Raw genomic sequence first — 26,294 nt, forward strand, 5'->3', positions numbered from 1 at the left:
AGCGTGCGTTCTCACTCCGCCGCCTCACTCGCCCCCGCGCTCTTCCTTGGCTTGCCATCCGCCTTCTTCAGCACCGGCGCCAGGAATTTGCCGGTGTAGCTACGCGGCGCTTTCACGATATCCTCCGGCGGGCCCCACGCAACGATTTCGCCGCCGCCGTCGCCGCCTTCGGGGCCGAGATCGATGACCCAGTCGGCGGTCTTGATGACTTCGAGGTTGTGCTCGATGACGACGACTGTGTTGCCCTGGGCGACCAGCTCGTGCAGCACCTCCAAGAGTTTGGCGACGTCGTGGAAGTGCAGGCCGGTGGTCGGCTCGTCGAGGATGTAGAGCGTGCGGCCGGTGGCGCGCTTTGAGAGCTCCTTGGCGAGCTTGACGCGCTGGGCTTCGCCGCCGGAGAGGGTCGTCGCCTGCTGGCCGACATGGATGTAATCCAGGCCGACGCGGTGCAGCGTCTTGAAGGTTTCGCGGACGCGGGGAACGGCCTTGAAGAATTCGGCGGCTTCTTCCACCGTCATGTCGAGCACATCTGATATCGACTTGCCCTTGAACAGGACTTCCAGCGTCTCGCGGTTGTAGCGCTTGCCCTTGCAGGTGTCGCAAGTGACGTAGACATCGGGCAGAAAGTGCATCTCGATCTTGATGACACCGTCGCCCTGGCAGGCCTCGCAGCGGCCGCCCTTGACGTTGAAGGAGAAGCGGCCGGGCTCGTAGCCGCGCGCCTTGGCTTCCGGCAGGCCGGCGAACCATTCGCGGATCGGCGTGAAGGCGCCGGTGTAGGTCGCCGGGTTCGAGCGCGGAGTGCGGCCGATCGGCGACTGGTCGATGTCGATGATCTTGTCGATGTGCTCCAGCCCCTCGATGCGATCGTGCGGCGCGGCGCCTTCGCTGGCATTGTTGAGCTTGCGGGCGATGGCGCGGTAGAGCGTATCGATCAAGAGCGTCGACTTGCCGCCGCCGGAAACGCCGGTGACGCAGGTAAACAGCCCGAGCGGAATTTCCGCCGAGACGTTTTTCAGATTGTTGCCGCGGGCGTTGACGACTTTGATGGTCCGCCGGTGGTTCGGCGGCCGGCGCTCGGGAATCGGCACCGACAATTCGCCGGTGAGGTATTTGCCGGTCAGCGATTTCGGATTCTTCATGATATCGGCGGGCGTGCCCTGCGCGACGATGTGGCCGCCATGCATGCCGGCGCCGGGGCCGATGTCGAGCACGTAGTCGGCGAGGCGAATGGCGTCCTCGTCATGCTCGACCACGATCACGGTGTTGCCGAGGTCGCGCAGCCGCTTCAGCGTCTCCAATAGCCGCGCATTGTCGCGCTGGTGCAGGCCGATCGAGGGCTCGTCCAGCACGTAGAGCACGCCCGTCAGCCCCGAGCCGATCTGAGAGGCCAGGCGGATGCGCTGGCTTTCGCCGCCGGAGAGGGTACCGGAGGAGCGCGAGAGCGTCAGATAGTTCAGCCCGACGTCGAGCAGGAAGGACAGCCGCTCGCGGATCTCCTTCAAGACGCGCCCGGCGATCTCGTTCTGCTGCGCGTTTAACGCCTTCGGCACGCTCTCGAACCATTCGCCGGCACGCTTCACCGACAGTTCGGAAATCTCGCCGATATGCTTGCCGCCGATCTTGACGCAGAGCGCCTCCGGCTTGAGGCGGTGGCCACAGCACGCCGCGCAGGGAATGTCGGAGAAATATTTGGCGAGCTCCTCGCGCGCCCACTCGCTCTCGGTCTCGCGGTAGCGGCGCTCGAGATTGGTAATGACGCCCTCGAACGGTTTTTTGGTGTCGTAGGAGCGGACGCCGTCCTCGTAGGAGAACTTGATCTCGTCGTCGCCGGAGCCATGCAGCAGCGCGGCTTGCGTCTTCTTCGGCAGGTCCTTCCACTTGGTGTCGAGCGTGAACTTGTAGAATTTTCCCAGCGCGGTCAGCGTCTGGATGTAATAGGGCGAGGACGATTTGGCCCAGGGCGCGATCGCGCCCTTGCGCAAGGTCACCTCCTTGTCGGGGATGACGAGGTCCTCGTCGATATGCTGCTCGACGCCGAGGCCGCCGCAGGCCGGGCAGGCGCCATAGGGATTGTTGAACGAGAACAGCCGCGGCTCGATCTCGGGGATCGTGAAGCCCGATACCGGACAGGCGAATTTCTCCGAGAACAGGATGCGCTCGGGCCCGCTCTTGTCGTGGATCTTGGCGGTCTTCTTGTCGGACTTCTTCTCTTCCGTCGCCGCCGGCGCGTCGGCATATTCGATCACTGCAAGACCTTCGGCGAGCTTCAGCGCGGTCTCAAAGCTTTCGGCAAGACGCTGGCCGAGATCGGGACGCACCACGATGCGGTCGACGACCACATCGATGTCGTGCGGGAATTTCTTGTCGAGAACGGGCGCGTCCGACAGCTCATGAAAAGTGCCGTCGATCTTGACGCGCTGAAAGCCCTTCTTGAGCCATTCGGCGAGCTCCTTCTTGTACTCGCCCTTGCGGCCGCGCACGACGGGCGCCAGCAGATAGAGGCGGGTGCCTTCGGGCAGCGCCAGCACGCGGTCGACCATCTGCGAGACCACCTGGCTTTCGATCGGCAGTCCCGTGGCTGGCGAATAGGGCACGCCGACGCGCGCCCATAAGAGGCGCATATAGTCGTAGATCTCGGTGACGGTACCGACAGTGGAGCGCGGATTCTTCGACGTCGTCTTCTGTTCGATCGAGATCGCTGGCGACAGGCCGTCGATCTGGTCGACGTCCGGCTTCTGCATCATCTCCAGGAACTGGCGCGCATAAGCCGAGAGCGATTCGACATAGCGGCGCTGGCCCTCGGCATAGATGGTATCGAAGGCGAGCGAAGATTTGCCGGAGCCTGAGAGGCCGGTGAACACGACGAGCTTGTCGCGGGGAATCTCGAGATCGACGTTCTTGAGATTATGCTCGCGCGCTCCGCGAATGGTGATCGCACGCGATGCGGAGCCGGCGGTCTGTTGGCGCTTCGCCCTTAGCACTTCATCCATATCGGCATTTCCAGGCGCGCAGGTCGCGCACCAAGTTGGGCGCGCATGGCCAGGCAGGAAACCGGGATCAGGCGCCGATGATTGAAAGTCGGAACATAGGAAGAACGGTAAGAAATTTCCAGTGCCGCGCGCGAATCATCAACGGATTGTTTTGTGCCATCAATATTTTGGCAGCAGTCGTCAGCAGGAACGCATAAAAAAGGCCGGCGCAAGGCCGGCCTTTTCCCAGTCGGGAACTCTCCTGATGCAGAGATCAGTAGCTGCCGAACTTGTAGTTGATGCGAGCGGTGAGGAGGTCAGCGTCCTGCTTGATGTCATCGTTGCGGGTGTTGATGCCACCGATAACGCTGCGGAAGTTGTAGTTGTTGGTGCCCATGAACAGGTGGTTATACTCGACGCCGAATGACCAGTTCGGCGCGAAGGCGTATTCGACGCCGGCACCAACCGTGCCACCCCAGCGGGTCTCCTCGGCGCGGTCGATCACGACGCCGGCGAACACACCTTCGTAGCGGTTGTCGGTGACCGCAGCACCACCCTTGACGTAGAACAGGACGTTGTTGGCGGCGTAGCCAACCTGGCCGGTGAACAGACCGAATGCGTCGATCTTGGTGTGGTTGCTGGAGAGCGGCGCAAAGGTGTTCGAACCGTTGAAGTCGGCCCAGTTGCCCTGCGCTTCGATGCCGAACACCCAGTTTCCGGTCTGCCATCGATAGCCGATCTGACCACCGACCGTGCCGCCATCGGCGTCATGGCAGCCCAAGGAAGTCGGTGCCACCGGAATGCCGAGGACTGCGGTGTTGGTCGAACAGTTGTGGCTCGTGCCCCATCCGCCGTTCGCGCCGATGTAGAAGCCGCTCCAGTTATACGCTGCAACTGCCATCGGTGGCGCTTTGGTGTAGGGCCGCGCGGCAAGATCGGCGGCGATCGCGGGCGCCATCCCAAGCGCGATCAAGCCAGTGGTCGTCAGCAGAATCTTTTTCACTTTTCTTTTCCTTTCGCGGCTCTCGAACGCAACTCCCTCAGCCGTCAATTTGAGGTTGCTCCTGCGTATAGCCGAGGCCGCGCCGGATTCCTGTCTCCCAAAAACCACATCCGCGGCAAATGTAGGTAATATGCAACCGTTGCGGGTAGTGATGGAACCCAATTACAACCAAGCAAAAAGGCCGGCGTAACGCCGGCCTTTTCGTATTCCCGAGTACTGCAGCAGGTCAGTATTTCGCGATAACAGGGCCACCCCAGCGGTAGTTCACACGAACTGTGACGAGATCGACATCCTGGCGGATGCGGTCAGTGCCGAAGAAGACGCCAGCCGCTGTGGTGAAGTCGTGGCTGCGGTCCTGCATGAACAGGTGGTTGTATTCAACGCCGGCCGACCAGTTGGGGGCAAAGCCGAATTCGAGGCCCGCACCGACCGCTGCACCCCAGCGGGTGTCGTCACCAGTGGTGGCAACCACGAAACCCGTGGCAGCATCACGGATGCGGAAGCGATCCGCTGTAACGGCCGCACCGCCCTTGACGTAGAACAAAACGTTATTCGCGGCCCAACCGATCTGGCCCGTGATCAGGCCGAAGGCGTCGATGCGCGACTCGTTGCGGAGTGTCGGATCGAACAGGCTGACATTGCTGCCCCTGAAGTCGGCCCAGTTGCCCTGGCCTTCCAGACCGAACACCCAGGTGCCGGTCTGCCAGCGATAACCGAGCTGGCCGCCGGCGGTGCCGCCGGTTGCATCGTGGCAGCCTTCGGGGAAGGCAACGATGGGGCCCAGGCCGGCGTCGGTGAGATCCCAGCACTTGCGGCTCGAGCCCCAGCCGCCGTTGGCACCGATGTAGAAGCCGCTCCAGTCATAGACCGCGGCGATCGCAGGCGGCGGCGCCTTGGTGTAAGGGCGCGCAGCCAGGTCGGCGGCCGCTGCGGGCGCAGCGAACGCGATAAGAGCAACTGTACCTAACCAAACCTTCTTCATGGCTATCTCCAGATTGCACGCTTCCGTTGGTCCCGAAGCGTTTCCCCAAGGGCGCGAGCGCCGCGCCGGTGGGTTGTATTTATCGTGACTCGCTCAGAAATGGCGTCTCCGAAATGACACACAGGAAAACCAAGTGTAATGGAACCAAGATAATGATTTGTTAGAGAAAATTGGAACTTTGGCGGGAACTTTCGGGGTTCCATTTCGAGTTCATTTCGGTTCCCCGTGGGTTCCCGTGGTTCGCTCCGAGGTTGCGTCGTTGTGTTCCGAACGGACAAGTGGAACAAAGCTGGAACATTCGCGTGGCCGATGCTATATGTGGATAACCGCCGGCTTGCGAAGGGATCGCGGGGTCAGCGGGGCCTGCGAGCGTATAGGGTCGGCCCGAAAGGTCCGAGAAGCGGACGCGGAAGTCAGACAAGCGACAGGTCAAGAAATTGAAACGGCCGCGGCCGGAGCAGTGATTTTTGCCGGCGATATCGAGTGGAGAGCTGTGATGGCGGGAAGTGTGAACAAGGTGATTCTGGTCGGCAACCTCGGCAAGGATCCGGAAATCCGGCGGACCCAGGACGGGCGGCCGGTCGCCAATCTGAGCATTGCAACGTCCGAGACCTGGCGCGACAAGGCGACCGGCGAGCGCAAGGAAAAGACCGAGTGGCACCGCGTCGTGATCTTCAATGAGGGCCTCTGCAAGGTCGCCGAGCAGTATCTGAAAAAGGGCGCCAAGGTTTACATCGAGGGCGCGCTGCAGACGCGCAAATGGACCGACCAGAGCGGCGTCGAGAAATACTCGACCGAGGTCGTGCTGCAGGGCTTCAACTCGACGCTGACCATGCTCGACGGCCGCGGCGGCGGTGGGGGAGGCGGCTTCGGCTCCGACGATGCCGGCGATTTCGGCTCCAGCGGCCCGGCTAGCTCCGCGCCCCGGCGGGCCGTCGCGGCGGGCAGCCGCAACAGCGACATGGACGACGACATCCCATTCTAAATCTATCGCTGTTTACCGCGCTGAACAGCATCATCCGAGGCGCCGCGAAGCGGCGTCTTGAAGGATGCAGGCGCGCTGCGATCTGCCGCGCGCCAGTGATTAACTGCGCCCCGTCTCGATCGCCAACTCGAGATGGAGCGCCGCCATGAGCCTCGCACCGCTGCTGGAGGCCCCCGGAACGATCCCGCTGCACGCCTTCGCCGCCATCGCGGCGTTCGCGCTCGGCATTGTGCAGTTCGCCGCCCCAAAGGGAACGCTGCCGCACAGGACGCTCGGCCTGGATCTGGGTGATGCTGATGGCAGCGGTTGCGATCAGTTCGCTCTGGATCCACGAGATCCGCCTGGTCGGGCCGTTCAGTCCGATCCATATCCTGTCGGTCTTCGTGCCGGTCATGCTGGCGCTGGCGGTGCTACATGCGCGCCGGCACAATGTCAGCGGCCACAAGAAGGCGATGACGTCGATCTTCTTCGGCGCGCTGATCATCGCCGGCGCGTTCACCTTCCTGCCCGGGCGGATCATGCATGCGGTAGTTTTCGGCTCCTGAGATGGAGGTAATGAGACACCGTTCCGATCCGGTTATTGCGGTCCGGAAATGGCTATCTCGGCAGCCTCCGGAAAATCGTCTCGCGATGCGTTAAGTCCATGAAAAAACGAGCGGAAAAACAGCTTCGCCCGAAGGCTCCGGGGTGGTGATCGGGCCTTCGATGCGCTATATGATTCCCGACTGAGAACTGACTGGATTCCCCCTTTGGCCGATAACGAAGACGACAAGCCCGGCGAGCCGCCGGAGCCCTCCGACATCCGTCCCGTTTCCATCCTCGACGAGATGAAGCGCTCCTACCTCGATTACGCCATGAGCGTGATCGTGGCGCGCGCGCTGCCGGATGCGCGCGACGGCCTCAAGCCCGTGCACCGCCGCATTCTCTATTCGATGCATGAGCAGGGACACACGCCGGACAAGAAATACGTCAAGTCCGCGCGCGTCGTCGGTGATGTGATCGGTAAATATCATCCGCACGGCGATCAATCGATCTACGACGCGATGGTGCGGATGGCGCAGGATTTTTCCATGCGCGTACCGCTGATCGACGGGCAGGGCAATTTCGGCTCGATCGACGGCGATCCTCCGGCGGCTTATCGATATACCGAAGCGCGCCTGACCCGGTCGGCGCAGGAAGTGATCGGCGATATCAACGAAGAGACGGTCGACTTCCAGCCGAACTATGACAATTCCGAGAAGGAACCGTCGGTTCTACCCGCCAAGTTCCCGAATCTTCTGGTCAATGGCGCCGGCGGCATCGCGGTCGGCATGGCAACCAACATCCCGCCGCACAATCTCGGCGAGGTCATCGATGCCTGCGTCGCGCTGATCGACAATCCAGCGCTCACGATCGACGATCTCATCAACATCGTGCCCGGCCCGGATTTCCCGACCGGCGGCATTATTCTCGGCCGTCAGGGCATCCGTTCCGCCTATCATCTCGGCCGTGGCTCGATCGTGATGCGCGGAAAGGTCACGATCGATACGGTCCGCAAGGACCGCGAAGCGATCATCATCACCGAAATTCCCTACCAGGTGAACAAGGCGACGATGGTCGAGCGCATTGCCGATCTGGTGAAAGAGAAAAAGATCGAGGGCATTGGCGACCTCCGCGATGAGTCCGACCGCGACGGCTATCGCGTCGTCATCGAGCTGAAGCGCGAAACCGTGCCCGATGTAGTGCTCAACCAGCTCTATCGGTTCACGCCGTTGCAGGCGAATTTCCCCGCCAACATGCTGGCGTTGGATTCCGGTCGTCCGCAGACGATGACCCTGAAGGACCTACTCACCATCTTCGTCGCCTTCCGCGAGCAGGTGGTGACCCGGCGGACCAAGTTCCGGCTCAACAAGGCGCGTGACCGCGCCCATATCCTGGTCGGCCTTGCGATCGCGGTCGCCAATATCGACGAAATGATCCGCGTTATCAGAACCTCGCCAGATCCGAACACCGCGCGCGATACGCTGATGTCGCGCGACTGGCCGGCGCGGGACGTCGAGGCGATGATCACGCTGATCGACGATCCGAGGCACCGCATCAACGCCGATGGTACGATCCGGCTGTCGATGGAGCAGGCCAAGGCCATCCTCGACCTGCGGCTCCAGCGGCTGACCGCACTGGGGCGGGATGAGATTTCCGATGACCTCGACAAGCTCGCGGCAGAGATCGCCGATTATCTCGACATCCTGCGGTCACGCGCCCGCGTTCAGGCGATCGTGAAGACCGAACTGGCCGAGGTGAAACAGAAGTTCGCCACCCCGCGCAGGACCGTCATCATCGAGCAGGAAGGCGAAGTCGAGGACGAGGACCTGATCCAGCGCGAGGACATGGTGGTCACCGTCTCGCATGCCGGCTACGTCAAGCGCGTGCCGCTCTCGGCCTATCGCGCCCAACGGCGCGGCGGCAAGGGCCGCGCGGGGATGCAGACCCGCGACGAGGATTTTGTCTCGCGGCTGTTCGTCGCCTCGACGCATACGCCGGTGCTGTTCTTCTCCTCGAAGGGCCAAGTCTACAAGGAAAAGGTCTGGCGGCTGCCGATGGCGGCGCCGAACGCGCGCGGCAAGGCGATGATCAACATCCTGCCACTGGAGCAGGGCGAGCGCATCACCACCATCATGCCGCTGCCGGAGGATGAATCCTCCTGGGCCAATCTCGACGTCATGTTCGCCACCACCGGCGGCACGGTCCGCCGCAACAAGCTGTCCGACTTCGTCGATGTGCGCCGCTCCGGCATCATTGCCATGAAGCTCGGCGAGGGCGAGGCGATCGTCGACGTGCAGATCTGCACCGAGCGCGACGACGTGCTGCTGACGGCGGCCGGCGGCCAGTGCATCCGCTTCCCCGTCACCGACGTGCGCGTCTTCACCGGCCGCACTTCGATGGGCGTGCGCGGCATCGCCTTGGCGGAAAACGACAGGCTGATCTCGCTGGCGATCCTGCGCCATGTCGAGACCTCCTCCGACGAGCGGGCGGCTTACTTCAAGATGCGCCGCGCGGTGGCCGGCGAGACCGCGGCGGAAGAGCCGGTCGAGGGTGAGGGCGAGGAGAGCACGGGCTCGCTGCAGCTCTCGCAGGAACGCTACGCGGAGATGTCGGCGCAGGAGCAAGTGGTGCTGACGGTGTCCGTCAACGGCTACGGCAAGCGCACCTCGTCGTACGAGTACCGCACCACCGGCCGCGGCGGCAAAGGCATCGTGGCGATGAGCGTCAACAACCGCAACGGCAAGCTGGTGGCGTCATTCCCAGTCGAGCACAGCGACCAGATCATGCTGGTCACCGACAAGGGCCAGCTGATCCGCTGCCCGGTCGAGGACATCCGCATCGCCGGCCGCTCGACACAGGGCGTCATCGTGTTCGATACCGCCGATGACGAGCACGTCGTGTCGGTCGAGCATATCTCGGAAGACGAGAACGGCGAGAACGGGAACGGCGGCTAAGGCCGCCGTAGCGCGGATATCACTCCGTAGCCGCCAGCGGCGCTTCGCGGGGCATGACGATGCGGAATTTCGTTCCCGAGCCTGGCCTGGTTTCCAGATTGATCCGGCCGCCCAGGCGATTGGTCACGATGTTGTGGACGATGTGCAGCCCAAGGCCGGTGCTGCCCTGGTCGCGCCTTGTGGTGAAAAACGGATCGAAGACCTGGCGCCTGACCTCCGGGCTCATGCCGCAGCCGTCGTCTGAAAACAGCACTTCGACATTGTGCTTGCCCGACGCCTGGGCCGCAATGTGGACGGCGCCATGCGCACCGTCGGGATAGGCATGCACCGCGGAATTGATCACCAGGTTCGTGAGCACCTGGCCGTAGGGACCGGGATAGCTGTTCATGGCCAGATCAGGCTCGCATGCGACGTTGACCACGAGATTGCGGCGCAGCCCGAACCGCAATCCCTTCACGACCTGTTCGGTCACCTCTGCCAGATCGAAGCCGCGCCGGTCCGAAATGTTGCGATCGGTCGCAACCTGCTTGAACGACTGGATCAGGTCGATTGCGTGATTGAGGTTGATCATGACCTGCGATGCCGCCTCCCGGCTTGACGCAATGAACTCGGTCAGGCTCGAACGGCGCACGCCACCGCTCGCGACATCGGCTTCGAACCGGTCCGCCTTGTTGATGAAGGCGGAGGCGACCGTCAGGCTGGTGCCGACGGGGGTGTTGAGCTCGTGAGCGACGCCGGCCACCAGCCTTCCCAGCGCGGCGAGCTTCTCGGTTTGTATGAGGCCGTCCTGAGCGGCGCGGAGATCTTCGAGCGATTGCGACAGCTGCGTCGTGCGCGCCTGCAGCTCGGTGAACAGCCGCGTGTTTTCGATGGCAATCACCGCCTGGCCGGCAAAGGTCTTCAGAAGCTCGACCTGCGCCTTGGGAAACAGTTTCGGCTCGAGGCGCATCACGGCGATGGCACCGATCGCGACGTCGTCGCGCAGCATCGGCACGACGAGGATGCTGCGATAGCCCGATGTTCTCTGCAGCTCGCTATACCCGCCGGAGACGAGCACATCCGGCTCGTGCACGACGCGGCGCTCGCGGATGGCGACCGAAATCAGGTTGCCGCTGGTGAGCGGAGCAGGGTAGGCCTTCTCCACCGCGGCGATCGATTCCGGGGAGAACTGGTCGTATGCGACCAGATGAACATGATCGCCCTCCCGGCGATAGATGGCGCTGAGCACGCTGTGGCAAAGCCGGGCGGCGTTCTTGATGATCCTGTCGAACACCGGCTGGATGCCGGTCGGCGAGTCCGAAATCAGGCTCAAAACCTCGGCGGTTGCGGCCTGCCGCTCCCTGGCTTCCTGCAGTTCGAGCCTAAGCTGTTCAACCTCCGATGTGCCGGACGTTTCGGCTTTTGCCGCCTTCTTTTTCGCAGGGCTGGAGGCGGGCGCGGCCTTGGACAAACGGCGGCGCTTTGCCGTGGCCGTCGCACGGCTCTTCGATCTGGTTGGTCTGTCGCCAGCTTTCATTGCCTGCCCCAAGTCGCCGATAAGCTATCGCATCGGCCTAAGCCAGCAACGGGAAAATGGCGTCCCGTGGGCGGTCGTGCCGCGGTTTCGGGGGGGCGCGCGCGTTGAAGCCGGGATGACAAAGCGAGAAGCCCGGATGAGCGGAGAGATATCCGGGAAATCTCGTTGACTTACCGCTTGGCCTGACGGGCCAGCACGCGGTCGACCATCTCCGCGGCCGTTCCGAGATAGTTGGATGGTTCGCACAGCGCGGCGAGCTGGTCGCGCGGCAGCGCGGATGCGATGGCAGGACGCCGCAGCAGCGCATCGAGCAGTCCGTCACCATGCTCGAAGGCGTCGCGGCAGGCGGCGTAGACCTCGTCATGGGCGTTCTGGCGGCCGAGCGCGGGCGCGAGCCCCATCATGACGGCCTCGGCGACGATCAGACCGCGCGTGGAATTAAGGTTCTTCTTCATCGCCGCCGGCTCGACGATCAGGCCTGACAGCATGAACTGCGCCTGCGCCAGCGAGCCGGCGGTCAGCATGCAGGCCTGGGGTAAAGAGAGCCATTCGCAATGCCAGGGTCCGGTAGCGCGCTCGAGATCCTGCACCATTGCATCCAGCATCAGCGAAGCGGCGTCGCGCGAAGCCTTGGCGTTGGCCAGCAGGATCTCCGAGGAGATCGGATTGCGCTTCTGCGGCATGGTCGAGGACGCGCCGCGATGCGAGGAGAACGGCTCGAACACCTCGCCGATCTCGGTCGCCATCAAAATCATGACGTCGTAGCCGATCTTGCCGAGCGCGCCGCAGATCACTGCCAGCGTCTGCACCATCTCGACCAGCCCGTCGCGGGCGACGTGCCAGGTGATGTCGGGCTCGGTGAGGCCGAGCGCGCGGGCGTAGGCCGCACGCACATCCAGTCCGCGATCGCCGAGCGAGGCCAGCGTGCCCGCCGCCCCGCCGAGCTGCGCCTGCAGCGCACGCGGCTTGGCCTGCGCGAGCCGATCAGCCGAGCGCTGCAGCGCCGACAGCCAGATCGCCGCCTTGTGGCCGAAGGTAACAGGCAGGGCCTGCTGCAGATGAGTCCGTCCCGCCATCGGCGTATCGCGATGTAGGCGGGCGAGACCGGCGAGCGTATCCATGACCTCGGCGAACTGGGCCTCGATTAGGGTGACCGCCTCGCGCAGTTGCAGCACGGTCGCGGTATCCATGATGTCCTGGGTGGTCGCGCCCCAATGCAGGTAGCGGCCGGGCTCGCCGAGCGCCTGCGAGAGCTGACGGACCAGGCCGACAATGGGATAGCCGACATTTTCGGTGTCGCTCTTCAGCTGCCCGCGATCGAGCACGATCGCCGGGGCCTGTCGCGCAATCGCCTCGGCGGCTTCGCGCGGAATGACGCCGGTTTCGCCCTGGGCCACCGCAAGCGCCACTTCGGCCTGCACATAGGCGCTGAGCAGGGCGTCGTCGGAAAACACCGCCCGCATCGAAGGGGTGGAAAAAACGTCGCGATAGAGGGCGCTGTCGAACATGGTGCTGGCCACAGCCGTCATTTCACTCCCTGTTGGCTTCTGCGCCATAGGATTGACGCGGAGACATCTGTCAAGCGCGGGGTGCAGGAGGCTCATCGCCCGGCGCGACCGGCAGGCCAAATCATGCGCCTGAGATGGACGCGCCGCTGCCCTTAAAACGCCAGTGGCGAGCAGGGGGGCATCCCTGCTCGCCACGAGAGCGTTCCTTGGAGGAGTTGGAACGAAAATCCTTGCCGTTACGGCGTACGGTCGGCGGTCACCAGGCGGGCTTCCTTCACCACCGACTTGGAGCCGGCGGTACGTAGGCACGAAGCCTCGAAATTCGGCCAAGCCTGCTGCGAGCAATCCTTGCCGACGGTGCGGATGTCCAGACGGTCACCCTTGGCTAGCGCCTGCGGCACGCTGGCTTCGACCTGGGGGGCGAAGCCGGGCAGTACGGTCAGCGCGGCGGCGATGAATGCGGCAGCGGCGACTGCGGTAAAAGCCTTGATCATGACGGTCCCCTGTCCCTGGGCCTTGGCGGCCCCGTCGTTTCGTTGGATGGACTTGTAGCCAGCGCAAGTTTCGCGCTGTCTTCGCCGCCGCCGAAAATGGTTTCGTCGCAGCCGAGTTTTGTTTCGTCGGCCCCGGTGGCACGAAACATTCCTTGGTGGGGGAAGGGTTTTGGGAATTGGTCCAGTGGCCGAGCCCAAATTGGGCCGCTGGCCCAGCGGGAACCGGCGTGGCTTGCCGGGCCGCCCCGGGCGGGGTAGACGGGGGTCTATGTCCCGTATCGCGCTCTACCCCGGTTCCTTCGACCCCATCACCAACGGCCATCTGGATGTGGTCCGGCACGCCGTTCCGCTGTGCGACCGGCTGATTGTTGCCATTGGTATCCATTCCGGGAAGAAGCCGCTGTTTTCGACCAAGGAGCGGCTCGAAATGGTCCGGGCCACCTGCGAGCCGATCGCGCAACAGGCCGGCTGCGCCTTCGAATGCACCACCTATGACAATCTGACCGTCACCGCGGCGCGGCAGGTCGGCGCGACCATCATGATTCGGGGCCTGCGCGACGGAACCGATATGGACTACGAAATGCAGCTCGCCGGCATGAACGAGGCCATGGCGCCGGAGGTGCATACCGTGTTCGTCCCGGCATCGCCCGCGGTCCGGCCGATTACCGCGACGCTGGTGCGCCAGATCGCAAGCATGGGCGGGGATTTCTCCGCCTTCGTGCCGCCATCGGTTGCGGCCAGCCTGAAGAAGAAATTTGCCGGCTGACGCGCTCCTTGCACCTGCGCGGCCCGACGCTTTCCTGTTTTCACATCAGCGGAGCTTTCATGATCCGAATTCTCGCCGTTCTCGCCACGCTGTTCCTCGCGGCGCCCGCCATCGCCCAGCAACTGCCCGCCGGTCTCGATAAGGCGAATGCGATCGTGATCGACACCACCAAGGGCCGCATCGTGATCAAGCTGCGCAACGATCTCGCGCCCCAGCATGCCGAGCGCATCAAGCAGCTCGCGCGCGACGGCTATTACAACAACGTGCCGTTCCACCGCGTGATCGAAGGTTTCATGGCGCAGACCGGCGACGGCAAGAATTTCAACGGCACCGGCGGCTCGAAATATCCGAACCTGCCGGCCGAGTTCTCGAACGTGCCCTACAAGCGCGGGATCGTCGGCATGGCGCGCACCAGCGATCCCAACTCGGCCAATTCGCAGTTCTTCATCATGTTCGCCGAAGGCTCCTCGCTGAACGGCAAGTACACCGTGATCGGCGAGGTGGTGTCGGGCATGGATGTCGTCGACAAGATCAAGCGCGGCGAGCCGGTCGTCGATCCCGACAAGATGGTGAAGGTGCAGGTCGCATCCGACATCAAGTGAGGCGATGAGGCCGGCGCTGCGGAAGCCTTCGTTCTGGTTTGCGACCGCGCTGCTGTGGCTTGTGTCTGATGTCTCTGCTTCGGCGCAGCCGCAGCAGCTCGACACGCTCAAGGATGTGTTCGCCAAATTGCATTCGTGCTGGCGACCGCCGCCAGGCTCGAACGCCAGCCCGCTCGATATTACCGTCGTCGTCAGTTTCAACCGCGAAGGGGCCATTCTCGGTCAACCCAGGATTACCTATGAAACCGCAGGCGCCGGCGACAATGACCGGATCGCGTACCGAATTGCGGTGATGGAAACATTGCAACGCTGTACGCCGTTGCCATTTACCGAGGGACTCGGCGGTGCGATTGCCGGCCGGCCTTTGGCGGTCACTTTCAGAGCCCGTAAACGTCCACCCAAACCGGAAGAGAAAAGAGCATGGCTGATACAGAAAATACTTTGATCCTTGAGACCACCCAGGGCCCCGTCACCATCGAGATGCGTCCCGACCTCGCGCCCGGTCACGTCGCCCAGATCAAGAAGCTGGTGCGCGACGGGTTTTACGACGGCATCGTGTTCCACCGCGTGATCGAAGGCTTTATGGCGCAGACCGGCTGCCCGCACGGCACCGGCACCGGTGGTTCGGGCAACAAGCTGAAGGCCGAGTTCAACAAGGAACCGCACGTCCGCGGCACCGTGTCGATGGCGCGCGCAGCGAACCCGGATTCCGGCGATAGCCAGTTCTTCATCTGCTTTGATGATGCCGCCTTCCTCAACGGCCAGTACACGGTCTGGGGCAAGGTCACCTCGGGCATGGAGAACGTCGACAAGATCAAGCGCGGCGAGCCGGTGCAGAACCCGGACAAGATCGTCAAGGCGCGGATGGCGCTGGACGCGGCTTGAGCTGCGAGAAACAACCTAAAATGTCATGCTCCGCGATAGCGGGGCATCCAGTACTCACCGGCTTTCGTTATAGCGACGTCTGTGAGTACTGGATCGCCCGCCCCAGTGCGCAATTGCGCACAAGGCGGGCGGTGACGGCTTGAGCCCATGCGCACCGATCTCTTCGACTTCGACCTCCCCACAACCAGCATCGCGCTGCGGCCGGCGAGCCCGCGCGATGCCGCGCGCATGCTGGTGGTGCAGGGCGACGGCGTGTTGCGCGATCGCACCGTCGCCGAGCTGCCGCATTGGCTCGAGCCGGGCGATCAGCTGGTCGTCAACGACACCAAGGTGATATCAGCCCAGCTCAGGGGCCGCCGGATCGGCCGCGAGACCGAGCCGAAGATCGAGGCCACCCTGATCAAGCGGCTGGATGGCTCGCGCTGGCGTGCGCTGGTCAAGCCCGCCAAGAAGCTCGCGCCCGGCGACGTCGTCCGTTTCGGCAATGAGGGCAAGGTCTGCCTGCTCGGCCATCTCGACGCCGAGGTCGAGGCCAAGGGCGAAGAGGGCGAGATCACGCTGTCGTTCTCATTTCATGGCCCAACGCTGGACCAAGCCATCGCCGATCTCGGCACGCCGCCGCTGCCGCCCTATATCGCCAGCAAGCGCACGCCTGACGATCGCGACGCCGCCGACTACCAGACCATGTTCGCGGCGAATGAAGGCGCGGTTGCTGCGCCGACGGCCGGACTGCATTTCACGCCGGCGCTGGAAGCGGCGCTGCGCGCGCGGGGCGTCGCCCTGCACCGGCTGACCCTGCATGTCGGGGCCGGGACCTTCCTGCCGGTCAAGGTCGAAGAGACCTCCGAACACAAGATGCATGCCGAGTGGGGTTCGATCTCATCGGATACAGCGGCGGCGCTGAACGCCGCGCGCGCCAGGGGCGGACGCATCGTCGCAGTCGGCACCACATCGCTGCGGCTGCTCGAAAGCGCCGCGCGCGAAGACGGCACCATCGCGCCGTTCGAGGGCGAGACCTCAATCTTTATCACGCCGGGCTACCGGTTTCGCGCGGTCGATATTCTCCTGACCAACTTCCATCTGCCGCGCTCGACGCTGTTCATGCTGGTGTCGGCCTTCTCCGGCCTCGACACGATGAAGCAGGCCTATGCGCATGCCATCGCCGCCGGCTACCGCTTCTATTCCTATGGCGATGCCTGCCTGTTGTTTCGCGCGCGGGCGTGAGGCGGCGACGGCGCCAGGCAACGGCCGTTGCAGAAAAAGGAGCCCGCCAACGGGCGGGCTAAAGGTCAGGGAGGAAGCGCTCTGACAATCAAGCGCCAAGATTGTATGTCTTCGATTCGGCCGGTTCCGAAAAGATCGTAGTACTACCGTCTCTCGGCACACCGCGCCGCGTGATCAACAGGGGACCTGCATGAGTTTTTCCGGTATTTTCGCGCGCTTGGTCGCGCTGGTCGGCGCCGGCGCGCTGCTTTGGCGGCGGCTGCAAGGCGCTCAGCCGAAGGCGGCCTGGGGCTCTACCCCCGCAATTCCCACGGCCAAGCCGCAAGGCGCTATCCCGACGCTCAAGATGCCGACGGCACAGGGCTGGAGCGAGGGGCAGAAGCCGACCGCAGCGCCCGGACTCAAGGTCAACGCGTTTGCCAGAGATCTGGATCATCCGCGCTGGATCAACGTCATGCCCAATGGCGACGTCCTGATCGCCGAGGCGACGCAGATCGCGGGCAAACCGAGAAGCGTATTCCACTACGCGATGCAGGCGACGATGCGGCGCGCCGCGGCGCTCGGCGTCAGCGCCGACCGCATCACGCTGCTCCGCGACCGCGACGGCGATGGCGTCGCCGAGGGGCGGGGGATCTTCATGGAAGGGCTGAGCCAGCCGTTCGGCATGGCGCTGGTCGGCGACACGTTCTACGTCGGCAACACCGATGGCGTGGTCGCCTTTCCCTATGTTGCAGGTAGCGACCGCATCACCGCCGAGGGACGCAAGCTCGTCACCTTCAAGCCTGGCGGACACTGGACGCGGAGCCTGTTGCCGAGCCCTGATGGCACGAAGCTCTATGCCGGCGTCGGCTCGCTCAGCAACATCGCGGAGATGGGGATGGAGGTCGAGGAAGGCCGCGCCGCGGTCTATGAGCTTGATCTGGCAGGCGGCACCAGCCGTATCTTCGCCAGCGGCCTGCGCAACGCGGTAGGGCTCGCCTTTGAGCCCAACACTGGCGTGCTCTGGACCGTCGTCAACGAGCGCGATGGCCTCGGCGACGAGACGCCGCCGGACTATCTGACCTCGGTGCGCGACGGCGGCTTCTATGGCTGGCCCTATTGCTACTGGGGCCAGACGGTGGACGACCGCGTGCCGCAGGACCCGGCGATGGTCGCGAAAGCCATCCAACCGGATTACGCGCTCGGCGGCCACACCGCCTCGCTCGGCCTGTGCTGGATGCCAGCAGGCACGCTGCCAAGCTTTCCCGACGGCATGGTGATCGGCCAGCATGGCTCCTGGAATCGCAGCACGCTGAGCGGCTATGCCGTGGTGTTTGTGCCGTTCGAGAACGGCCGTCCCTCCGGCCCCGCGCGGGATATTTTGACGGGCTTCCTCGCGCCCGACGAGAAGGTCTCCTACGGGCGGCCGGTAGGCGTCACGCTCGGGCCGGATGGTTCACTATTGGTCGCAGATGACGTCGGCAATTGCATCTGGCGCGTGACGGGAGCGTAAGTGCGATAGGGTGGGCAAAGGCGCGAAAGCGCCGTGCCCACCATCGTTCCGCATCGTTAATGTGAATGGTGGGCACGCTTCGCTCCACCCTACAACATCCTCACGCCATCGCGCGCTGCGGCAACAGCTCCGCGATCTGGATCGCGTTCAGCGCCGCGCCCTTCAGAAGCTGGTCAGCTGAGACGAACATCGAGATCGAGTGGCCCGAGGCGTCGCTGAGATCCTTTCTGATGCGGCCGACCAAAACGTCGTCCTGGCCTGACGCATCGATCGGCATCGGGAAGTAGTTCTTCGCACGGTCGTCGACGATCCTGACGCCCGGCGCCTTCGACAGGATGGTGCGCACCTCGTCCTCGGTGATCGGCTTCTCGCATTCGAAGGTGATTGCCTCGCAATGGGCGCGCAGCACCGGCACGCGCACGCAGGTGACGCCGATTGCGATTCCGTCGTCCTCGAAGATCTTGCGGGTCTCCTTGATCACCTTGGTCTCTTCGTCGTTGTAGCCGGTCTCGGGATCGATCGCCGTGTTGTGGCTGAAGACGTTGAAGGCGTAGGGTAGCGGGATCACCTTGGGCGTGAACGGCCGTCCGTCGAGATAGGCGCGGGTCGATTCCACCAGCTCCTCCATCGCCGCAGCGCCAGCGCCGCTCGCCGCCTGATAGGTCGAGACGATCATGCGCTTGATGCGGTTCTGGCGGTGGATCGGCCATAGCGGCACCAGCGCCGTGATCGCCGAGCAGTTCGGGTTGGCGATGATGCCCTTGTGATCCCTGATGCGGTCCGCGTTGATCTCGGGAATCACCAGCGGCACGTTCGGGTCCATGCGGAAGGCCGAGGAATTGTCGACCACGACTGCGCCGGCCTTCACTGCAGCCGGCGCAAACTTGCGGGAGATGCCGCCGCCGGCCGAGAACAGCGCGATGTCGACGCCTTCGAACGACTTCTCGGTCAGCTCTTCGATGACGATCTTCTGCCCACGGAATTCGACGGTCCTGCCGGCCGAGCGGGCGCTGGCCAGCGCCTTGAGCTTGCGGACGGGAAAATTGCGCCGGTTCATGGTTGCGATGAATTCGGCGCCGACAGCGCCGGTCACGCCGGCGATGGCAACAACGGGTTCGTAGCTCACGGGTCGGTCCTCTATTCGATGGTTTGCAGGCAATAAAAAAGCCCCGGTCCTTTTCAGGCGGGGCTTCGGTCGGATGTTGCGATCGTACGACTACGCGCGCGCGGCTCCCGAGCCCCCGGAGGGTGCTTTGGTTTTCGCTGTGGTTTTGCTCGAGATCGTCATGGCGCGGACTTATGCGGCAGCTTGGCGCCGCCGTCAACGGGTTTTGGCGCCCATCCGGGCTGCAGCGGGGGCGGATGAGCCCGTCATCGCCGCCTTGCGGTGCTGGGAGGCTGGAGGATCACCTCTTTCAGGTCGCCGCCGCTCATCACGACGATCGCGAAATTCAGCCGGTTGCGCTGGCGGATCAGGCCGCCGCTGATGGCCTTGCCGGATGCCGCGTACTCGGCGACGCGAACGGCGTCCGGCAGTTGATAGCGGATCGCTTTCAGCGCGGCGAGATTGCTGCGGTCCTCGGCGTCGAGCTCCCTCAGCGGCAGCGCGGCCTCGCCGCCGACGACCTGGCCGGTCGCGGCGTCGACGGCGTAATGCCAGATGCGGTCATTGTGCAGGATCTTTACCCGGTAGACCGGGGCCTCAGCCCCGCCGTCGAAACTGACATCGGCGGTCATCGCTCCCGCATGCAGGGCTTCGGCAATCGCCATGGCCTGGCTGAGCGAGACCCCCGTGGCGCGGAAGAGTTCGAGTTCGCGGCTGATCGCCTTCTGATCGGACGCCGCGCCATCCTCGGCCTCGTTGCGGAGCACGGCCGGCTCGTCGGTTGGCGAGGCAATGGCATAGACCGGGGCAGGGAGGGTGAACGCCACCAAGACGACCGCGAGCAACTGTCTCCAGCCCGGCCTATGCATGCTCGCCGTCTCCATCCATGAGCCTGTCTCAGCCGGCGGAACCGCCGGACCATCCCCTACAACGCGCGGCCGACCCTTTGGGGGACATCGGGCCGGCCGCGGAGCGCCGCAAACGGAACTGTACCTTCTGCGGCGATGAAGCGGCGCGGGCGCCCGCCGGGACCCGTTAAAGCGGGAACCCGCACATCGCTTGTAACAAAACCATACCGTATCGTTTTGTTTTAGGCAATGAGGCTGGCTATCCGTGAACGTGTTCTCACAGAATTGTCAGCGGGAAGGGCGCCGCCGGACCGTTCCCTTGGGATTGGTGGACTGAATGCGGCTCGGCGGCCCGAGCGCACCGGCCAGGAACAGCCGGATCGCCGAGCGCATGCGCTTTTCGGCGGACTTCATCTCGAGCGGCGTTCCGAACGTCGCCATGCGGTGGGCATGACCGACCACCACGTCGAGAAAGACCTCGGCTGCGATGCCGGTATCCTCGACATCCATTGCGCCCTGCGCGACCAGATGATCGAAGAAGCGCGCGGTCGTCGATACCGCCTTCAGCCAGCCCTCTTCCTTGCCGAGCTTGGCGATATCAGGGAAGTTGATGGCCTGCGACGTCATCATGCGGCTGAAGGCGACGGCATCGGGCCCACAGGTGAACATCAGCATCTCGCGGCCGACCTCAACCAGGCGCTGCTCCACCGAAATGTCCGAGCGACGCGAGAGCTGCACTTCCGCCGCCTCCGCAAGCGGCGCCAGCCAGCGGTCGATTTCGCGCCTCAAGACCTCCGCAAACAGCCCGCGCTTGTCGCCGTAGCGCGCATAGACGGTGGGCTTGCTGACGCGGGCTGCCTCGGCAACCGCATCGAGCGAGGTTGCATCATAGCCCCGATCCAGGAAAAGACGGGTGGCGACCTCGATCAGGCGCTGGTCGCGTTCGATGGCGGCGCTTTTTGTCGGCCGCCCGCCGCGCGACTTCGGGATGTCCCGTTTCGCCGGCCTGGCCTTGGTCGCAGTCAATCCCATGCCCAATGATTCCTGCGCGGTCATGATGGTAGTCATTGCTCTATAACGCGCGGCAGGAGGGGCGTCATGGCGAATCTGGCCGAAATGGCCATGTCGTCAACGGTTTGGCCAGGTCGACTCCGGGGGCGTCCGGGAAGGACATGGGGAGCGCGCATTTGGGCGGTTGATCGGCCGTTCCCGGCACGTAATAAGCACCGCCATGAATCTTCCCAATCATTTCGAATTGCTCGGGACCGACGGAACTGCCCGGACCGGCCGCCTCACCACGCCGCATGGCGTGGTGCGCACGCCAGCCTTCATGCCGGTCGGCACCGCCGGCGCCATGAAGGGCATGCACTGGCGCGAGGTGCGCGATGCCGGCGCCGATATCGTGCTCGGCAACACCTATCATCTGATGCTGCGGCCGGGCGCCGAGCGGATCGCGGCGCTGGGGGGCTTGCAGGCCTTCACGGGGTGGAACGGGCCGATGCTGACCGACTCCGGCGGCTTCCAGGTGATGTCGCTCTCCGACCTGCGCAAGGTGAGCGAGAAGGCCGTGACCTTTCGCTCGCATATCGACGGCGCCAAGGTCGAATTGTCGCCGGAGCGCTCGATCGAGGTGCAGCGGCTGCTCGGCTCCGACATCGCCATGCAGATGGACGAGTGCGTGCGGCTGCCGGCGGGGCGCGACGACATCGAGCGCGCAATGCGGCTGTCGCTGCGCTGGGCCGAGCGCAGCAAGCGGGCGTTCGAGAGTGCCCCTGAAGGCTATATGCTGTTTGGCATCGTGCAGGGCGGCGACATCCCCGAACTGCGCCACGTCAGTGCGCGCGAGCTGGTCGACCTCGGCTTCCACGGTTATGCGATCGGCGGACTCGCGGTTGGCGAGCCGCAGGCGGTGATGCTGGCGATGATCGAGGAAAGCGCGCCGCTCTTGCCGACGAATCGTCCGCGCTACCTGATGGGCGTTGGCACACCGGAAGATTTGCTGGAGGCGGTGGCGCGCGGCATCGACATGTTCGATTGCGTGATGCCGACCCGCAACGGCCGGCACGGCATGGCGTTCACCCGCTTCGGCCAGATCAATTTGCGCAACGCGCGCCACGCCGACGATCCGCGGCCGCTGGATGAAGAAAGCGATTGGCCCTCGGCGCGCAACATCTCCCGCGCCTATTTGCATCACCTCGTGAGATCTGGTGAAACGCTCGGTGCGATGCTGCTGTCGGAAATCAATGTGGCTTATTATCAGCACCTGATGCGCGGCATGCGCGACGCGATCGCACGGGGCTCTTTTGCCGACTTCCGCGAACGTATCCGCGCCGGATGGGCGAAGGGCGACATGGCGCCGCGCGAGTGACCTCGGCGTCAAGGATGCGAATTCAGAGATAGATGACGCATCCCGTCGCCTCTAGCTCCGAAAACCATCGCGGCGGGTCCAAGGTACTGATCCAGCGAAGGTCAAGCTTCTCGAGACGCGGCAGCGTGATCAGGCTCTCGGGCAGGGTGGTGACGGGATCACCGCGAAGGTCGATCTGACGCAACTCGCGCATTAGACGGATCGAATCCGGCAGCGTCGCCAGCCGATTGTTGCGCAATGCAGCTCGCGCAGGCATGCCAGCTCCGAGATCGACGATGGAAGTTCGGTCAGGCGATTGTCAGTGACACGAAGCTCAATGAGATCCCTCATGACCTCAACATCAGTGAGAACACGTTCAAACTATTCCCCGAGGTCGTCACGGCCAGGCCGAGACCGGCTGGCAGCTCAGACAGCCTGTTATGGGCCGAGGTCGAGCATCCGAAGCTGGCGGAGATCCCCGACACGTTCTGAAATCTCGGTCAAATCGTTGTCGGCTAGAACGAGGGTCTGCAGGTCGGTCCTGAGCCATACCTCATCCGGTACGGCGCCCAGCCTTTGCTTCCAGAGGGAAAGATGTGGTTTCAACTCGCCCATCGGCCAAGATCCCGCCGGAGCCTCGCACTGCTGTCATGTCGTGCCAGAGATGGCGCGATGCTCTTCGGTAGGGAAGGGTTATCGCGACCGTCGACGTGAAATGCAGATGATCAGTGACGACGCACTTGAAGCGGAATGGTTAGCATTTTACGTAACTATCAAAACAAACGCGCCGGACGGGCGCGCGTGACATTGCTCGCGATAGAGTTCGCACGTCAGTTACAGGCGAACTTCTTGACCGAATGCTTGGTCACGAATCCGTAACCGCAGGTGTCGCAGGTCCAGAGATAGCTGATCACGTTGTCATGGAGATAGGCGGAAGCTTCCGCTGCCACCATGGTGTCGGCACACACAGGGCACGTCGGCAAATCAGATCCACGCGGATCGGGCCTAAACGCTACAGTCGACCGGACTTCAGCAAATGCTGCCATCGTGATCTCCTTCGCGATCTGAACTTAAGGGCTCAGGTCACGACCAAAGTATAAACAGAAATCTTTGACGATGTCGCAACACAAATGCGTTGGTTTCACGATATTTAGCGACATTGTTGTTTTGCATTGCAGCGAATTCTTCGTGCCCGCAATTCGCACCTTGCGCGGCCGTGCGACCGCCTCCTAAGTAGGACAACGCTAGTTTCCCGGACATCAACGTTGACAGGAGTGTGAGATGGATGCGTCGTCAGCCACGAGTGCAGTGCAGCGTCCGGGGCGCGGCCGGGTTTTCGACTCCATTGTCGACGCAATCGGCGACACGCCGATCGTCCGCCTGCGCAAGTTGCCGGATGCGCATGGTGTTAGCGCAACCATTCTTGCCAAGCTCGAATACTTCAATCCTGCTGCGAGCGTGAAGGATCGTATCGGCGCGGCGATGGTGATCGCGATGGAGAAGGCCGGCGTGATCAACGCCGACACCGTGCTGATCGAGCCGACCTCGGGCAACACTGGCATCGCGCTGGCGTTCGTTGCGGCTTCGCGCGGCTACCGGCTGAAGCTGGTGATGCCGGAGTCGATGTCGATCGAGCGGCGCAAGATGCTGGCCTTCCTCGGCGCCGAGATCATCCTGACGCCGGCCGCCCAGGGCATGAAGGGTTCGATCGCAACCGCCGAGGAACTGGTGCGGACGACGCCGAACGCGGTCATGCCGCAGCAGTTCAAGAACCTCGCCAATCCCGAAGTCCACCGCCGCACAACGGCTGAGGAGATTTGGAACGACACCGGCGGCAACATCGATTTATTCGTCGCGGGTGTCGGCACCGGCGGCACCATCACCGGCGTCGGGCAAGTGTTGAAGCCGCGCAAGCCCTCCTTGCGGATCGTCGCCGTCGAGCCGGAGGAAAGCCCGGTACTATCAGGCGGACAGCACACGCCGCACAAGATCCAGGGCATCGGCGCCGGTTTCATTCCGGACATTCTGGATCGTTCCGTGATCGACGAGATCGTCAGGGTCAACGGCCCGACGGCGATCGAAACCTCGCGTGCGCTGGCGCGGATGGAAGGCATCCCCGGCGGCATTTCCTCGGGCGCTGCGATTGCGGCGGCGCTGGCAATCGGCAAGCGTCCCGAAGCTGCCGGCAAGACCATCCTCGCAATCGTGCCGTCATTCTCCGAGCGCTATTTGTCGACCGCCCTGTTTGAAGGAATCTAGTGATGGCAGACCAGCCCCCCCGCCGGCCGCGCACCCTGAACGACGCACGCACCGAGGCCGAGGCCGCCTTCAAACGGGCCACCGCCAAAGTGGCGCAGGCGCCGCCGAAGACCGTCGTCGTTCCCGGCGTCCGCGAGCAGGTTACCCTGCGCATCGATCAGGATGTGCTGGAATGGTTCCAGGAGGGCGGTCCGGGCTGGCAGGATCGCATCAACGAGGCGCTGCGGAAGGCGGCCGGCAAATAGCACGCTGCGATCGAAATCGACCGGCAAGGTGGAAATTAAAAGGCCCGGGATCGCCCCGGGCCTTTTTGCTTAATCTGTTCAGTCAGCGCAGCATGCCGCCGACGACGCCGCCGATAAACCGACCGGCGCCAGCGGGGTCGGGACCGGGAGCGGGAGCGCTATATTGGCGCTGCGGCGGGGGCTGCTGCGGCTGCGGTTGGGCTTGGACGGTGCTGGGGGCGGCGCGGCGCGGCTTCGGCTTTTCCTCCTCGGAAACCGCCGGCGCGACGGCGACGATCTCAGTCAACAGCGCCTTGTGCTGCAGTTTGTTGAGATAGCCGCTCTTCGGATAGCCGCGCGCGGCCTGCCAGCGCGTGATCACGGCCCGCGTCGACGCATCGAACTGGCCGGTGGCCTTGGTATCGAAGCCGAGGCCGGTCAGGCGGCGCTGCACGTCGCGGCGCTGGCCCTTGTCGAGGCCGATCTGATCCTCGGTGGTCTGGTTCGCTTCGTCCTTGAACGTCGCGGGGTCGATGCCGGTGCTGAGGTTGCGGGTCGCGTCCTTTTCCTTCGCGCCGCTTTCGAGCGAGGCGATCCGCGACAGCGCCAGCGAGCGGAACTGGCCGTTGGGATAGTTGGTGAGGTAGGCGTTATACTCTTCCGGCTTGGTGGAATCCTTGATCGAGCGCCAAAACTCCAGTTCGACGTCCGAGCCCTTGCCGCCCGCGGCCGGCGCTGCTGCCGCCACTGCGCCCGGCGCGGGCGCCCCGTTGAGATAGACCGCGCCGATCAGATTGGTGTGGCCCCAGGGCAGCTGGCCCTTGTTGGTTTCCTCATTGACCTGGGCACGGACCTTGGTCATGGCCTGCTGGATCTCGACACCGGGCTGGGTGAGGTTGGCGAGCAGGGCGCGCGTGAACGGGCTGTTGCCGCCTTCCTGGCCGTCGAGCGCGGTCTGACCAGGGCCGGTCGCGAATGCGATGAGGGTGCCTTCGCCGGACTTCATTTCGGCCAGACCCGTCTGCACGTTGACGCTGCGGGTCGCCGAGTTCGACTTGATCTTGGCGGCGAACGGATTGTCGCGGCAGGCATCGAGGAACACGAGCTTGACCTTGGCATCGCCCATGGTTTGCTCGAGCGTGAGGTCGATATTGATGGCCGCGCCGAGTTTCACGTCCATTTCGGATTTGATGTCGGCGTCGATCGGCAGCAGATAGTTGGTGCCCGAGATCGCGATGCCGTGGCCGGCATAGAAGAACAACGCGACGTCGGCGCCTTGCGCCTTCTTGCCGAAGTCGAGCAGCCGTTCCGTCATCTTGTCGCGCGTGAGATTGGAACCCTCGACCACGTCGAAGCCGACATTGCGCAGTGCCGAGGCCATCGCCTTGGCGTCGACGGTCGGGTTCGGCAGCGGCGCGACGTTCTTGTAGGTGCCGTTGCCGACGACGAATGCCACGCGCTTCTCGGCGCTGGCGGCCCCCGCGCTCAAAATCATGCAAACGGCGGACAAAATGAGGGTTTTAAAACGCATAGGAATCCCCCTGCAGAATCGAAAGGATTTGGCAGTAACGCGGGCGGGACCTTACAAAAAACCGCCTGCTTCGCA

At 63.8% G+C, this 26,294-nt stretch carries 23 protein-coding genes and 3 pseudogenes; 13 read left to right on the forward strand and 13 right to left on the reverse strand.

Annotated elements, in window-relative coordinates; genetic code table 11:
- Positions 1 to 11 precede the first annotated feature (11 nt).
- From uvrA to RX331_RS18485, 3 genes are all read right to left on the reverse strand, one after another.
- Positions 12 to 2,993, reverse strand: coding sequence for an excinuclease ABC subunit UvrA (gene uvrA, locus RX331_RS18475; RefSeq protein WP_317257871.1), 2,982 nt, complete (start codon positions 2,991 to 2,993; stop codon positions 12 to 14).
- A 253-nt stretch (positions 2,994 to 3,246) separates the two neighbouring features.
- Positions 3,247 to 3,975, reverse strand: a complete 729-nt coding sequence (locus tag RX331_RS18480) for an outer membrane protein (RefSeq protein ID WP_317257872.1) — start codon at positions 3,973 to 3,975, stop codon at positions 3,247 to 3,249.
- A 226-nt stretch (positions 3,976 to 4,201) separates the two neighbouring features.
- Positions 4,202 to 4,957, reverse strand: coding sequence for an outer membrane protein (locus RX331_RS18485; RefSeq protein ID WP_317257873.1), 756 nt, complete (start codon positions 4,955 to 4,957; stop codon positions 4,202 to 4,204).
- A gap of 496 nt (positions 4,958 to 5,453) precedes the next feature.
- On the opposite strand from RX331_RS18485, the gene RX331_RS18490 reads away from it, so the two are divergent.
- The 3 genes and pseudogenes from RX331_RS18490 to gyrA all read left to right on the forward strand — a co-directional run bounded on the left by RX331_RS18490 (position 5,454) and on the right by gyrA (position 9,418).
- Positions 5,454 to 5,942: a single-stranded DNA-binding protein gene (locus RX331_RS18490; protein WP_317257874.1), complete on the forward strand. Its 489-nt coding sequence runs from the start codon at positions 5,454 to 5,456 to the stop codon at positions 5,940 to 5,942.
- A 145-nt stretch (positions 5,943 to 6,087) separates the two neighbouring features.
- Positions 6,088 to 6,487 (forward strand): annotated as a pseudogene (locus RX331_RS18495) (DUF2306 domain-containing protein).
- A gap of 204 nt (positions 6,488 to 6,691) precedes the next feature.
- Positions 6,692 to 9,418: a DNA gyrase subunit A gene (gene gyrA, locus RX331_RS18500; protein WP_317257875.1), complete on the forward strand. Its 2,727-nt coding sequence runs from the start codon at positions 6,692 to 6,694 to the stop codon at positions 9,416 to 9,418.
- 19 nt (positions 9,419 to 9,437) lie between these two features.
- Here the strand turns inward: gyrA and RX331_RS18505 are convergent.
- From RX331_RS18505 to RX331_RS18520, 4 genes and pseudogenes are all read right to left on the reverse strand, one after another.
- Positions 9,438 to 10,265: pseudogene (locus tag RX331_RS18505) on the reverse strand (sensor histidine kinase); the annotation flags it as partial.
- A gap of 75 nt (positions 10,266 to 10,340) precedes the next feature.
- Positions 10,341 to 10,934: pseudogene (locus RX331_RS18510) on the reverse strand (GAF domain-containing protein); the annotation flags it as partial.
- 170 nt (positions 10,935 to 11,104) lie between these two features.
- Positions 11,105 to 12,463: a 3-carboxy-cis,cis-muconate cycloisomerase gene (pcaB, locus tag RX331_RS18515; protein ID WP_317257876.1), complete on the reverse strand. Its 1,359-nt coding sequence runs from the start codon at positions 12,461 to 12,463 to the stop codon at positions 11,105 to 11,107.
- Positions 12,464 to 12,678: 215 nt separating this feature from the next.
- Positions 12,679 to 12,936, reverse strand: a complete 258-nt coding sequence (locus RX331_RS18520) for a hypothetical protein (RefSeq protein WP_317257877.1) — start codon at positions 12,934 to 12,936, stop codon at positions 12,679 to 12,681.
- Between the two features lie 268 nt (positions 12,937 to 13,204).
- On the opposite strand from RX331_RS18520, the gene coaD reads away from it, so the two are divergent.
- The 6 genes from coaD to RX331_RS18550 all read left to right on the forward strand — a co-directional run bounded on the left by coaD (position 13,205) and on the right by RX331_RS18550 (position 17,905).
- On the forward strand, positions 13,205 to 13,702 hold the full coding sequence (coaD, locus tag RX331_RS18525; protein ID WP_317257878.1) for a pantetheine-phosphate adenylyltransferase: 498 nt from the start codon (positions 13,205 to 13,207) through the stop codon (positions 13,700 to 13,702).
- 59 nt (positions 13,703 to 13,761) lie between these two features.
- Positions 13,762 to 14,304: a peptidylprolyl isomerase gene (locus RX331_RS18530; protein WP_317257879.1), complete on the forward strand. Its 543-nt coding sequence runs from the start codon at positions 13,762 to 13,764 to the stop codon at positions 14,302 to 14,304.
- A gap of 4 nt (positions 14,305 to 14,308) precedes the next feature.
- A complete protein-coding gene (locus RX331_RS18535) occupies positions 14,309 to 14,749 on the forward strand; it encodes a hypothetical protein (protein ID WP_317257880.1) in 441 nt (146 codons plus the stop codon).
- Positions 14,725 to 15,189, forward strand: coding sequence for a peptidylprolyl isomerase (locus RX331_RS18540; protein ID WP_317257881.1), 465 nt, complete (start codon positions 14,725 to 14,727; stop codon positions 15,187 to 15,189). Before RX331_RS18535 ends, RX331_RS18540 begins: the two co-directional genes overlap by 25 nt.
- A 147-nt stretch (positions 15,190 to 15,336) precedes the next feature.
- Positions 15,337 to 16,413 carry a tRNA preQ1(34) S-adenosylmethionine ribosyltransferase-isomerase QueA gene (gene queA / locus RX331_RS18545; protein ID WP_317257882.1) on the forward strand — a complete coding sequence of 359 codons (1,077 nt, stop codon included), beginning with the start codon at positions 15,337 to 15,339 and terminating at the stop codon, positions 16,411 to 16,413.
- A 190-nt stretch (positions 16,414 to 16,603) separates the two neighbouring features.
- A complete protein-coding gene (locus RX331_RS18550; RefSeq protein WP_317257883.1) occupies positions 16,604 to 17,905 on the forward strand; it encodes a sorbosone dehydrogenase family protein in 1,302 nt (433 codons plus the stop codon).
- A gap of 100 nt (positions 17,906 to 18,005) precedes the next feature.
- On the opposite strand, the gene RX331_RS18555 is transcribed toward RX331_RS18550, so the two are convergent.
- The 3 genes from RX331_RS18555 to RX331_RS18565 all read right to left on the reverse strand — a co-directional run bounded on the left by RX331_RS18555 (position 18,006) and on the right by RX331_RS18565 (position 20,890).
- A complete protein-coding gene (locus RX331_RS18555) occupies positions 18,006 to 19,031 on the reverse strand; it encodes an aspartate-semialdehyde dehydrogenase (protein WP_317257884.1) in 1,026 nt (341 codons plus the stop codon).
- Positions 19,032 to 19,276: 245 nt separating this feature from the next.
- Complete coding sequence (locus tag RX331_RS18560) at positions 19,277 to 19,855, reverse strand: PepSY domain-containing protein (protein ID WP_317257885.1); 579 nt, start codon at positions 19,853 to 19,855, stop codon at positions 19,277 to 19,279.
- 291 nt (positions 19,856 to 20,146) lie between these two features.
- A complete protein-coding gene (locus RX331_RS18565) occupies positions 20,147 to 20,890 on the reverse strand; it encodes a TetR/AcrR family transcriptional regulator (RefSeq protein WP_317257886.1) in 744 nt (247 codons plus the stop codon).
- A 199-nt stretch (positions 20,891 to 21,089) separates the two neighbouring features.
- Between RX331_RS18565 and tgt the strand changes: the two genes are divergently transcribed.
- A complete protein-coding gene (gene tgt / locus RX331_RS18570) occupies positions 21,090 to 22,226 on the forward strand; it encodes a tRNA guanosine(34) transglycosylase Tgt (protein ID WP_317257887.1) in 1,137 nt (378 codons plus the stop codon).
- A 22-nt stretch (positions 22,227 to 22,248) separates the two neighbouring features.
- On the opposite strand, the gene RX331_RS18575 is transcribed toward tgt, so the two are convergent.
- Positions 22,249 to 22,482: a hypothetical protein gene (locus tag RX331_RS18575; protein ID WP_317257888.1), complete on the reverse strand. Its 234-nt coding sequence runs from the start codon at positions 22,480 to 22,482 to the stop codon at positions 22,249 to 22,251.
- On the opposite strand from RX331_RS18575, the gene RX331_RS18580 reads away from it, so the two are divergent.
- A complete protein-coding gene (locus tag RX331_RS18580) occupies positions 22,464 to 22,697 on the forward strand; it encodes a hypothetical protein (RefSeq protein ID WP_317257889.1) in 234 nt (77 codons plus the stop codon). The two genes, RX331_RS18575 and RX331_RS18580, sit on opposite strands and share 19 nt — an antisense overlap.
- 338 nt (positions 22,698 to 23,035) lie before the next feature.
- On the opposite strand, the gene RX331_RS18585 is transcribed toward RX331_RS18580, so the two are convergent.
- Positions 23,036 to 23,251, reverse strand: a complete 216-nt coding sequence (locus tag RX331_RS18585) for a hypothetical protein (protein WP_317257890.1) — start codon at positions 23,249 to 23,251, stop codon at positions 23,036 to 23,038.
- Positions 23,252 to 23,486: 235 nt separating this feature from the next.
- On the opposite strand from RX331_RS18585, the gene cysK reads away from it, so the two are divergent.
- Positions 23,487 to 24,464: a cysteine synthase A gene (gene cysK / locus RX331_RS18590; RefSeq protein WP_317257891.1), complete on the forward strand. Its 978-nt coding sequence runs from the start codon at positions 23,487 to 23,489 to the stop codon at positions 24,462 to 24,464.
- 2 nt (positions 24,465 to 24,466) lie between these two features.
- Positions 24,467 to 24,709, forward strand: coding sequence for a BrnA antitoxin family protein (locus tag RX331_RS18595; protein ID WP_317257892.1), 243 nt, complete (start codon positions 24,467 to 24,469; stop codon positions 24,707 to 24,709).
- Positions 24,710 to 24,791: 82 nt separating this feature from the next.
- On the opposite strand, the gene RX331_RS18600 is transcribed toward RX331_RS18595, so the two are convergent.
- Entirely contained in the window at positions 24,792 to 26,219 is a 1,428-nt protein-coding gene (locus tag RX331_RS18600; protein ID WP_317257893.1) for a caspase family protein, read from the reverse strand.
- Between the last annotated feature and the right edge of the window lie 75 nt (positions 26,220 to 26,294).

Source organism: Bradyrhizobium sp. BWA-3-5 (genome assembly GCF_032917985.1).
Classification (GTDB): Bacteria; Pseudomonadota; Alphaproteobacteria; order Rhizobiales; family Xanthobacteraceae; genus Bradyrhizobium.